The 10,140-nt window shown below is 61.4% G+C and carries 9 protein-coding genes; 3 read left to right on the top strand and 6 right to left on the bottom strand.

What is annotated here, in order from left to right; genetic code table 11:
- The coding region (locus AC1DVE_RS30810) for a hypothetical protein (protein WP_477784427.1) at nucleotides 1–281 on the top strand (281 nt) is incomplete at its 5' end.
- Between the two features lie 12 nt (nucleotides 282–293).
- Here the strand turns inward: AC1DVE_RS30810 and cysS are convergent.
- Nucleotides 294–1,676, bottom strand: coding sequence for a cysteine--tRNA ligase (gene cysS, locus AC1DVE_RS30805; RefSeq protein WP_007970481.1), 1,383 nt, complete (start codon nucleotides 1,674–1,676; stop codon nucleotides 294–296).
- 20 nt (nucleotides 1,677–1,696) lie between these two features.
- Entirely contained in the window at nucleotides 1,697–3,394 is a 1,698-nt protein-coding gene (locus AC1DVE_RS30800; RefSeq protein ID WP_477784426.1) for a glutamine--tRNA ligase/YqeY domain fusion protein, read from the bottom strand.
- Nucleotides 3,395–3,661: 267 nt separating this feature from the next.
- Between AC1DVE_RS30800 and AC1DVE_RS30795 the strand changes: the two genes are divergently transcribed.
- Together AC1DVE_RS30795 and lpxH are read left to right on the top strand one after the other, a co-directional pair.
- Nucleotides 3,662–4,165, top strand: coding sequence for a peptidylprolyl isomerase (locus tag AC1DVE_RS30795; RefSeq protein WP_223453921.1), 504 nt, complete (start codon nucleotides 3,662–3,664; stop codon nucleotides 4,163–4,165).
- On the top strand, nucleotides 4,162–4,914 hold the full coding sequence (gene lpxH, locus AC1DVE_RS30790) for a UDP-2,3-diacylglucosamine diphosphatase (protein WP_223453919.1): 753 nt from the start codon (nucleotides 4,162–4,164) through the stop codon (nucleotides 4,912–4,914). The genes AC1DVE_RS30795 and lpxH overlap by 4 nt, the downstream gene beginning before the upstream one ends.
- A gap of 60 nt (nucleotides 4,915–4,974) precedes the next feature.
- Here lpxH and AC1DVE_RS30785 read toward each other — a convergent pair whose 3' ends face one another.
- From AC1DVE_RS30785 to AC1DVE_RS30770, 4 genes are all read right to left on the bottom strand, one after another.
- Nucleotides 4,975–6,504, bottom strand: coding sequence for a DHA2 family efflux MFS transporter permease subunit (locus AC1DVE_RS30785; protein ID WP_477784425.1), 1,530 nt, complete (start codon nucleotides 6,502–6,504; stop codon nucleotides 4,975–4,977).
- Nucleotides 6,505–6,568: 64 nt separating this feature from the next.
- Nucleotides 6,569–7,771 (bottom strand): HlyD/EmrA/EmrK family protein, encoded by a 1,203-nt coding sequence (locus tag AC1DVE_RS30780; protein ID WP_223453916.1) that lies wholly within the window; start codon nucleotides 7,769–7,771, stop codon nucleotides 6,569–6,571.
- A 15-nt stretch (nucleotides 7,772–7,786) separates the two neighbouring features.
- Nucleotides 7,787–9,256: an efflux transporter outer membrane subunit gene (locus tag AC1DVE_RS30775; RefSeq protein WP_223453914.1), complete on the bottom strand. Its 1,470-nt coding sequence runs from the start codon at nucleotides 9,254–9,256 to the stop codon at nucleotides 7,787–7,789.
- Nucleotides 9,253–9,726 (bottom strand): MarR family winged helix-turn-helix transcriptional regulator, encoded by a 474-nt coding sequence (locus tag AC1DVE_RS30770; protein ID WP_223453913.1) that lies wholly within the window; start codon nucleotides 9,724–9,726, stop codon nucleotides 9,253–9,255. The genes AC1DVE_RS30775 and AC1DVE_RS30770 overlap by 4 nt, the downstream gene beginning before the upstream one ends.
- Nucleotides 9,727–10,140 lie beyond the last annotated feature (414 nt).

Genomic DNA, 10,140 nt, shown 5'->3' with positions numbered 1-10,140 from the left:
CCTTCCCCGCACAACCGCCGGATTTACGCAGCCTGATCCTTGACCACAAGAGCTTCGCGATCTTTTGCTCGCTCGCCCTGATCGGCTTCGCCTTATATCCGGTTCTTGTCCATCGGCTCGCGGTTTCGATTCACGCTTCCTCCCCACACTCGGTCGCCCTCATGCAGTTGCGCTTCACTTCGTTCGCTGTGGTCAGCTTACGACGGGACTTTCACCCGCAAGATTGCGCCCATGCTGGGCGCACAAAACAAAAACCCGCACAAGGCGGGTTTTGTCTGTAACAAAGACAGCAATCAGTCAGCCAGACGCCAGGTCGTACCGCCCTTGCCGTCTTCCAGCACCACGCCCATGGCGGTGAGCTGGTCGCGGATGCGGTCGGATTCGGCCCAGTCCTTGCCGGCACGTGCCGCCAGGCGCGCTGCGATCAGCGCCTCGACTTCGGCTGCGTCCACGCGCCCTTCGGCGCCGGCTTGCAGGAAGTCATCGGCTTCGAGCTGCAACACACCCAACACGCTGGCCAGCTCTTTCAAACGGGCTGCCAGACCGGCCGCTGCGTTCAGATCGCTCTCGCGCAGGCGGTTGATCTCGCGGACCATCTCGAACAGCACAGCGCAGGCTTCCGGCGTGCCAAAGTCGTCGTTCATCACCTGGGTGAAACGTTCGACGAAGGCTTCACCGCCCGCTGGCGCCACGTTCGGCAGGCCTTTCAACGCATGGTAGAAACGCTCGAGAGCGCCCTTGGCGTCCTTGAGGTTGTCTTCCGAGTAATTGATGGCGCTGCGGTAGTGGCTCGACACCAGCAGGTAACGCACGACTTCCGGGTGGTACTTGTCGAGCACGTCGCGAATGGTGAAGAAGTTGTTCAAGGACTTGGACATCTTCTCGCCATTGATACGGATCATGCCGCAATGCATCCACGCGTTGGCGTAGGTCTTGCCGGTGGCCGCTTCGCTCTGGGCGATTTCGTTTTCGTGGTGCGGGAACTCAAGGTCGCTGCCGCCGCCATGAATATCGAAGGTCTCACCGAGGCAGCAGGTGGACATCACCGAGCATTCGATGTGCCAGCCCGGACGCCCGGCGCCCCACGGCGATTCCCAGCTTGGCTCGCCTGGCTTGGCGGCTTTCCACAATACGAAGTCCAGCGGGTCCTGCTTGGACTCGTCGACTTCGATGCGGGCGCCGATGCGCAGGTCTTCGATCTTCTTGCGCGACAGCTTGCCGTAGCCCATGAACTTGCCGACGCGGTAGTACACGTCGCCATTGCCCGGGGCGTAGGCGTAGCCCTTGTCGATCAGGGTCTGGATCATCGCGTGCATGCCCGGGATATGATCCGTGGCGCGCGGCTCCATGTCCGGCTTCTTGATGTTCAGGCGCGCTTCGTCTTCGTGCATCGCCGCGATCATGCGCTCGGTCAGGGCTTCGAACGACTCGCCGTTCTCATTGGCCCGGTTGATGATCTTGTCGTCGATGTCGGTGATGTTGCGCACATAAGTCAGGTCGTAGCCGCTGAAGCGCAACCAGCGCGTCACCAGGTCGAACGCGACCATGCTGCGGCCGTGGCCCAGGTGGCAGTAGTCGTACACGGTCATGCCGCACACGTACATGCGCACCTTGTTGCCATCGAGCGGCTTGAAGACTTCTTTGCTCTTGGTAAGCGTGTTGTAGATCGTAAGCACGTTTTTTCCTTGACGCTAAATCACTGGCCCCACGAATCACGCAGGGTCACGGTACGGTTGAACACCGGCTGACCTGGTTTCGAGTCCTTGAGATCGGCGACGAAGTAACCTTCGCGCTCGAACTGGAAACGGTCTTCCGGCTGTGCATTGCCCAGCGAAGGCTCGGCACGACAACCGGTGAGTACCTGCAGCGAATCAGGGTTGATGTTGTCCAGGAAACTGGCGCTGTCTTCGGCCTTCTCTGGGTTGGCCGAGCGGAACAGACGATCGTACAGACGCACTTCGCACTCGACGCTGGCAGCGGCCGGCACCCAGTGGACCACGCCTTTGACCTTGCGGCCTTCAGGGTTCTTGCCCAGGGTGTCCGGATCGTACGAGCAGCGCAGTTCGACGATGTTGCCATCGGCGTCCTTGATCGCTTCGTCGGCGCGGATCACGTAGCTGCCACGCAGACGCACTTCACCGGCCGGCTCCAGGCGCTTGTAGCCCTTCGGCGGCTCTTCCATGAAGTCGTCACGGTCGATGTAGATTTCACGGGCGAACGGCAACGCGCGCATGCCCATGTCTTCTTTCGGGTGGCACGGCAGTTCGAGGTTCTCGACCTGGCCTTCCGGGTAGTTGGTGATCACGACTTTCAGCGGACGCAGCACGCACATGGCGCGCGGCGCGCTGTGGTCGAGGTCGTCACGGATGCTGAATTCGAGCATGCCGAAGTCCACCACGCCGTCGGAACGGTTGGTGCCGATCATTTCGCAGAAGTTGCGGATCGATTTCGGCGTGTAGCCACGGCGGCGGAAACCCGACAGCGTGGACATGCGCGGGTCGTCCCAGCCGTTGACGTGCTTTTCATCGACCAGTTGCTTGAGCTTGCGCTTGCTGGTGATGGTGTAGTTCAGGTTCAGGCGGCTGAACTCGTACTGGCGCGGGCTGGCCGGCACCGGCAGATGCTCGAGGAACCACTCGTACAGCGGACGGTGACTTTCGAACTCCAGGGTGCAGATCGAATGGGTGATGCCTTCGATGGCGTCCGACTGACCGTGGGTGAAGTCGTAGTTCGGGTAGATGCACCACTTGTCACCGGTCTGGTGGTGGTGAGCGTGACGGATGCGATACATGATCGGGTCACGCAGGTTCATGTTCGGCGAGGCCATGTCGATCTTGGCCCGCAGCACCCGTGCGCCGTCCTTGAACTCGCCGGCTTTCATGCGGGCGAACAGGTCCAGGTTCTCTTCCACGGAGCGGTCGCGGAACGGGCTGTTCTTGCCCGGCTCGGTCAGGCTGCCACGGTATTCCTTGGCTTGCTCCGGGGTCAGGTCGTCGACGTAGGCATTGCCGGATTTGATCAGCTCCACCGCCCAGTCATGCAACTGGTCGAAATACTGCGAGGCGTAGCGCACTTCGCCGGACCACTCGAAGCCCAGCCATTTGACGTCGCTTTCGATCGCGTCGATGTATTCCTGGTCTTCCTTGGCCGGGTTGGTGTCGTCGAAACGCAGGTGCGTGACGCCGCCGAACTCCTGGGCCAGGCCGAAGTTCACGCAGATCGACTTGGCGTGGCCGATGTGCAGGTAGCCGTTGGGTTCAGGCGGGAAACGGGTGACGATCTGCGTGTGCTTGCCCGAGTCCAGGTCTGCCTGGATGATCGGCCGCAGGAAGTTGACCGGCACGGCAGGGCCGGTCTTGGCATTCGAGGTAGGGTCGACAGTGGGCTTGCTCATAGGATCCTTGAACGTACAAGTGCGTGGCCGTAATGAAGGCCGGACAAAACAAAGCCGCTATCATAGCCGATGCCGTCAAGTACCTGACAGAGCGCACTCTGTAAACCGTCGCATTTAATAGGCCGTAAATGAAAAAACAGCCTCGAAATTCGTGCCTGTCACGCTAAACTGCGCACCTTGGCCGAGACAGGCTGAACCGGTTGCGGGACGGAATGTCCCAAAACCACGAATTCCTTAGATATGCTTCATCTCAAAAGAGTACCGATCATGACCCAAGTCAAACTGACTACCAACCATGGCGACATCGTCCTCGAACTGAACGCCGACAAAGCCCCGATCACCGTGGCCAACTTCGTCGAGTACGTTAAAGCCGGTCACTACGAAAACACCGTTTTCCACCGTGTCATCGGTAACTTCATGATCCAGGGCGGCGGTTTCGAGCCAGGCATGAAAGAAAAGAAAGACAAGCGCCCAAGCATCCAGAACGAAGCTGACAACGGCCTTTCCAACGACAAGTACACCGTCGCCATGGCCCGCACCATGGAGCCGCATTCGGCTTCCGCGCAGTTCTTCATCAACGTGGCCGACAACAGCTTCCTGAACCACAGCGGCAAGAACGTGCAGGGCTGGGGCTACGCGGTATTCGGTAAAGTGACCGCCGGCACCGACGTTGTCGACAAGATCAAAGGCGTGGCCACCACCTCCAAGGCCGGCCACCAGGACGTACCAGCAGACGACGTGATCATCGAGAAAGCCGAGATCATTGAGTGATATTGCTGATTTCAGATTTACATCTGGAAGAGGAGCGCCCGGACATTACCCGGGCGTTTCTGGATTTGCTCGCCGGACGCGCCCGCTCGGCGAGTGCGTTGTACATTCTGGGCGACTTCTTCGAGGTGTGGATTGGCGACGACGCCATGACCCCCTTCCAGCGCTCCATCTGCCAGGCCCTGCGCGACCTCAGCGACAGCGGCACGGCCATTTTTCTGATGCACGGCAATCGCGACTTCATGCTCGGCAAGGCCTTCTGCAAAGCAGCCGGCTGTACCCTGCTGAAGGATCCGAGTGTCGTGCAGTTCAACGGCGAGCCGGTGCTGCTGATGCACGGCGACAGCCTGTGCACCCGCGACGAAGCCTATATGAAGCTGCGTCGCTACCTGCGCAACCCGATCACCCTGTTCATCCTGCGGCATCTGCCGCTACGCACCCGACACAAGCTGGCGCGCAAGCTGCGCAGTGAAAGCCGTGCGCAAACGCGGATAAAGGCCAATGACATTGTCGATGTTACGCCCGAAGAGATTCCGCGGATCATGCAGGAATACGGCGTGAAGACCTTGATCCACGGGCACACCCACCGCCCCGCGATTCACAAGTTGCAGCTTGGCGAGCAAGCGGCCAGGCGCATTGTGCTGGGGGATTGGGATCGTCAAGGGTGGGCGTTGCAGGTGGATGAGCAAGGGTTTGCGCTGGCTCCCTTTGACTTCACTCCGCCACCGCAACTGGCAGCACCCGCCAACTAACAGCTGAACACAAAAACCTGTGGGAGCGGGCTTGCCCGCTCCCACAGGTTATGTGTTGCCTTAGTGTCCTGAGGCCGCAGGCCCGGCCTTGGCCGTAAACGGCGGCTTGGCCAGCCACACGATCAATATCAGCCCGAAGAACATCCAGCCCAGCAAGGTGAAGTAGTCCACCGTGGACATGATGTACGCCTGGCTGATCACCGTCTGCTCCAGTTGCGTATAGGCCTTGGCCCCTGCCCCGCCCAGGTTGGTCAGTGCTTCGCGGGTCGCCGGATCGAACGGGGTGATGCTTTCGGTCAGGTAGGCATGATGCTGATCCGCCCGACGAATCCAGATCCAGGTGGTCAACGACGCCGCGAAACTACCGCCCAAGGTCCGCAAGAATGTCGCCAGCCCCGAACCGTCGGCAATCTGGCTCGGCGGCAGGTCCGAGAGCAGGATGGTCAGGGTCGGCATGAAGAACAGCGCCACGCCGATCCCCATGAACAACTGCACCAGTGCGATGTGCTGGAAGTCCACTTCATTGGTGAAGCCGGCGCGCATGAAACAACTCAGACCGATAGCCAGGAACGCCCCGCCCGCCAGCAGGCGCATATCGAATTTCGGTGCGGACTTACCGACAAACGGCGCCAGCAGCACCGGCAGGATTCCCAGCGGCGCCACGGCAAAACCGGCCCAGGTCGCGGTGTAGCCCAGCCGCGTTTGCAGCCACTGCGGCAGGATCAGGTTGATCCCGAAGAACCCGGCATAGCCCAGGATCAGTACGATGGTGCCGTAGCGGAAGTTGCGATGGGCGAACAGGCGCAGGTTGACCACCGGGTGTTCGTCGGTCATTTCCCAGATCACGAAGAACGCCAGGGCCACCACCGAAATCACCGAGCCGATCACGATGAAGCTGGATTCGAACCAGTCGGCATCGTTGCCCTTGTCGAGCACGATCTGCAGCGCCCCGACGCCAATGATCAGCGCGATCAAGCCGACGTAATCCATCGGTTGGCGGCTGGTGACCACCGGGCGCTTTTTCATCTGCTGGGTCACCACCCATGCCGCGATCAGACCGATCGGCACGTTGATGAAAAAAATCCACGGCCAGCTGTAGCTGTCGGTGATCCAGCCGCCGAGGATCGGCCCGGCAATCGGCGCGACCACCGTGACCATCGCCAACAGCGCCAGCGCCAGCCCCCGTTTTGCCGGGGGGTAGACCGCAATCAGCAGGGTCTGGGTCATCGGGTACAGCGGCCCGGCCACTACCCCTTGCAGCACGCGGAAGCCCACCAGTTCCGGCATCGAGGTGGAAATCCCACACAGGAACGAAGCCAGCACGAACAGCAGTGTCGCCCAGACAAACAGCTTCACCTCGCCGAAACGCCGACTGAGCCAGCCGGTCAGCGGCAAGGCGATGGCGTTGCTCACGGCGAACGAGGTGATGACCCAGGTGCCCTGCTCCGAACTCACGCCCAGGTTGCCGGAGATCGTCGGCAACGCCACGTTGGCGATGGTGGTGTCGAGCACTTGCATGAAGGTCGCCAGCGACAGGCCGATGGTGCTGAGCAGCAGGCTGGGCGGTGTGAAAGACGCGTTATTGCTCATCGCGAATCCTTTGAAACAGGTCTGGCGCTGCGCCGGTTGCCGGTGCAGCTGACGGATTGGCGAATCAGCGTTGCGCGGTTTTGCTGACCGCGGCGCTGTTGTCGTGGATCAGTTGAGTGATCATCGCGTCGGCCTCGGCCAACTGACGATCGTAGACGTTGGTGCTGAACGAAGCCTTCTGCGGTGGCTGTTGCGCCAGCACCGGCCCGCTCTGATCGTGCAGGTCCACAGCGACCATGGTCGACAGACCGACCCGCAGCGGATGTTTGGCCAGTTCCTCGGCGTTGACGTGAACCCGTACCGGCACGCGTTGCACGATCTTGATCCAGTTGCCGGTGGCGTTCTGCGCCGGCAGCAAGGCAAAGGCGCTGCCGGTCCCGGCACCGAGGCTGTCGATGGTGCCGCTGTATTTCACGCTGCTGCCATACAGGTCGGTCTCGATCTCCACCGGTTGGCCGATGCGCATGTCACGCAGCTGGGTTTCCTTGAAGTTGGCGTCGATCCACAGCTGATCCAGGGGAATCACCGCCATCAGCGCGGTACCCGGTTGTACGCGCTGGCCAAGTTGTACAGAACGCTTGGCCACGTAACCGGTCACCGGTGCAATCAGCGTACTGCGCGAGTTGTTCAAGTACGCCTGACGCAATTGCGCGGCGGCGGCCATCACGTCCGGGTGCGATGAAACCACGGTGTCATCGACCAGCGCACTGGTGGTCTTGAGCTTTTGTTCGGCGTTGGCCAGGGCGTTTTGCGCCGAGGTCAGGTCGTCGCGGGCGTGGGACAGCTCTTCCTGGGAGATCGCCCCGCCGGCGGCGAGGTTCTTGCGCCGGTTGAAGTTGTCCTGGGCCTTTTGCACTTCGGCTTTCTGGGCGTTGACCTGGGCTTTCATGCCATCCACATCGCTGTACAAGCCACGCACCTGACGCACGGTGCGCGCCAGATTGGCCTGGGCGTTTTGCAGGCCGATTTCGGCATCGTTCGGGTCGAAGTTCACCAGCACCTGGCCTTCATGGACCAGATCGCCGTCATCGGCGCCGATGCTGACCACGGTGCCAGTGACCAGCGGCGTGATTTCCACCACGTTGCCGTTCACATAGGCGTCGTCGGTGCTTTCGCTCCAGCGCCCGTAAAACTCGTGGTAGGCCCAGACGCCCGCGCCGCTCAGCACGACGGCGGCCGCCAGGACCAGCAGCATGAACTTGCGCTTGCCCGAATTGGGGTTGCCCTGGATGTTTTCAGGAGGTTGAGTTGTATCGGCAGTGGCCATGACAAGTACCTTGAATTAACGGGTCAGCGTGGCTGGCGTGGCGTTGGCCGAGGCGATGGCCTCAGGCTGGAAACCGCCGCCCAGCGCCTGCATCAGTTGGATCGACAGGTCAATCTGCTCGGCATTCAGGTTGGCGAGTTGGCGCTGGGCCTGGAGCAGTTGCTGCTCGATGCTGAGCACGTCCAGGTAGTTGCCGATGCCGGAACCGTAACGCTGGACCACGGTGTTGTAGGAATCCTGGGCGATGTCGGTGGCGTGCTGCTGGGCAGCGATCTGCCGGCCGATATCACGCAGCTGGTTGATGCTGTCACTGACATCCCCCAGCGCCTTCACCAGGCTTTTGTTGTACTGCGCCACGGCGAGGTCGTAATCGGCGTCGCGCGAATCGAGGTCGGCGCGCAAGCGGCCACCGTCGAAAATCGGCACAGAGATCGTCGGTGCGATGCTGAAGAAGCGGCTGGCCGAACCAAACATCGCATCGCCCAGCAAGGATTCGGCGCCGGCAGCGGCGCTGAGGTTCAAGTTGGGATAGAACCGGGTCTTGCCGGCGTCGATGCTTTTGCTCGCCGCCTCGACCCGCCAGCGCGCGGCCACCAGGTCCGGGCGACGCCCGAGCAACTCGGCCGGCAGCACCGAAGGTAGCGCTACCGCACTCGGCTGAAGAATGTTCGGGCGGGCAATTTCATTGCCGCGGTCAGGGCCTTTGCCGAGCAGCACCGCGAGAGCGATTTTCGCGCTGTTCAGGCGTTTTTCGGCGTCGATCAGGTTGGCCTGGGAAGTGGCCTCCAGGCTTTCGGTCTGCTGGAACTGATACTGGCTGTCGATCCCGGCAGTCAGGCGCCGCTGGCTCAGGTCGAGCATTTGCCGGGTGCGCTTGAGGTCTTCGCTGGACAGGTCGTAGACGATGTGTGCTTGGCCAAGATCGCTGTAGGCCCGGGCGACATCGGCGGCCAGCGTCAGTTGCGCAGCCTGCTGGTCGACTTCGGCGGCACGGGCCTGGCCCAGAGCGGCTTCCCAGGCATCGCGCTGACCACCCCAGAGATCGAAGTTGTAATTAAAACTGGTGCCGATGTTACGCACGGTGGCGTACGTGTCGCCCTGCCCGCGCGGGTCCTGGTCCCGGGCCAGGCGTGAGCGGCTGACACCGGCGCTGGCATCCAGGGTCGGCATCCGCTCGGCGTCGGCGGCGGAAGCGGCAGCGCTGGCCTGATGGGCACGGGCGTCGGCGATCTGCATGTCCGGGCTGTCGCGCAGGGCCTCGCGGATCAGGCCGTCGAGCTGCGGGTCGCCGAGGCTTTTCCACCAGTCGCTTTTCGGCCAGGCGGCCGGCGACAACGTCACACCGCTGAGGGATTGCCCTGCCTTGAGGCTCTTCGCATCGAGGTTGACGCCTTCGGTTTTCAGGCCGCTGTAACTGGCGCAACCGGCGACGCTCATGGCCAACAGCACCAGGCTCAGGCCGGTACGCAAGGGGTTACTGCTCATTTGTCACCTACCCGCAGCAGGGTGATCGCGTCACCGGCTGCCACCAAAATTTTCTTCAGGATCAGCTCCAGGGTTTTCAGCTCTTCTGGAGTGATGGCACCGGCCAGTTCATTCATGGCTTCGGCGCCGATGTGCGGCAACAGTCCGGCGAGCTTCTGCCCTTCTTCCGTGAGCACAAGCTGCACCTGACGGCGATCTGCCTCGGAGCGTTGGCGGGCAAGGAAACCCTTCTGTTCCAGACGATCGAGCATGCGCGTCATCGAGCCGCTGTCGAGGGACAGATGACGGCACAATTCGCCCGGCGAATCGACGCCGAACTGGGCGATGATGATCAACACCTTGAACTGCGCGGCGGTGATGCCGTGGGGTTCCATGTGGGTGTCGATGATCCGGTCCTTGAGCAGCGCGGCGCGTCCGAGCAACAGACCGAGATGGCAATTCTGGAAATCTTCTGGAGAGAAATGTTTCATCTGACCACCAATTAGCTGCCTAGGCAGTGAATGTATGTCGAGATGTTACTGCCTAGGCAGCGAATGTCAACGCAATAGTTAGGAAGCTTTGTAAATAGTTGATCAATGGTGTCGGGATTTGTGGTCATAGACGGATGTCACCGCTTTTCTGACCTTATTGTTGATGGTGTACATATCCGTTGCTGCGGTAACGGCCGCTTATGGTTCCGCCCTTACGGCGGGTTACTTGGATAAGCCCCAAGTAACCAAGGGCTCTTGCCCCTGACGTTCGGTGCCTCGCCAAGGCTCGGCATGCCCTCGCTCCGGTCCTGCTCCGTGGGCCCGCCGCCATCGGCCATCCATGGCCGGCGGCGGCTAACCCGGCATCCATGCCGGGTTGCCCACTGCGCAGAACCTCCACTCGGCCTCTCGAGG

It is taken from the genome of Pseudomonas sp. P4_B4 (assembly GCF_056402255.1).
This window is presented reverse-complemented; position numbering and strand designations above follow the sequence as displayed.

Bases quoted from the DNA above. Each gene is read 5' to 3' on its own strand.
- AC1DVE_RS30800 (WP_477784426.1), bottom strand. From the start codon at position 3,394: ATGAGCAAGCCCACTGTCGACCCTACCTCGAATGCCAAGACCGGCCCT.
- AC1DVE_RS30795 (WP_223453921.1), top strand. From the start codon at position 3,662: ATGACCCAAGTCAAACTGACTACCAACCATGGCGACATCGTCCTCGAA.
- AC1DVE_RS30785 (WP_477784425.1), bottom strand. From the start codon at position 6,504: ATGAGCAATAACGCGTCTTTCACACCGCCCAGCCTGCTGCTCAGCACC.
- AC1DVE_RS30780 (WP_223453916.1), bottom strand. From the start codon at position 7,771: ATGGCCACTGCCGATACAACTCAACCTCCTGAAAACATCCAGGGCAAC.
- AC1DVE_RS30775 (WP_223453914.1), bottom strand. From the start codon at position 9,256: ATGAGCAGTAACCCCTTGCGTACCGGCCTGAGCCTGGTGCTGTTGGCC.
- AC1DVE_RS30770 (WP_223453913.1), bottom strand. From the start codon at position 9,726: ATGAAACATTTCTCTCCAGAAGATTTCCAGAATTGCCATCTCGGTCTG.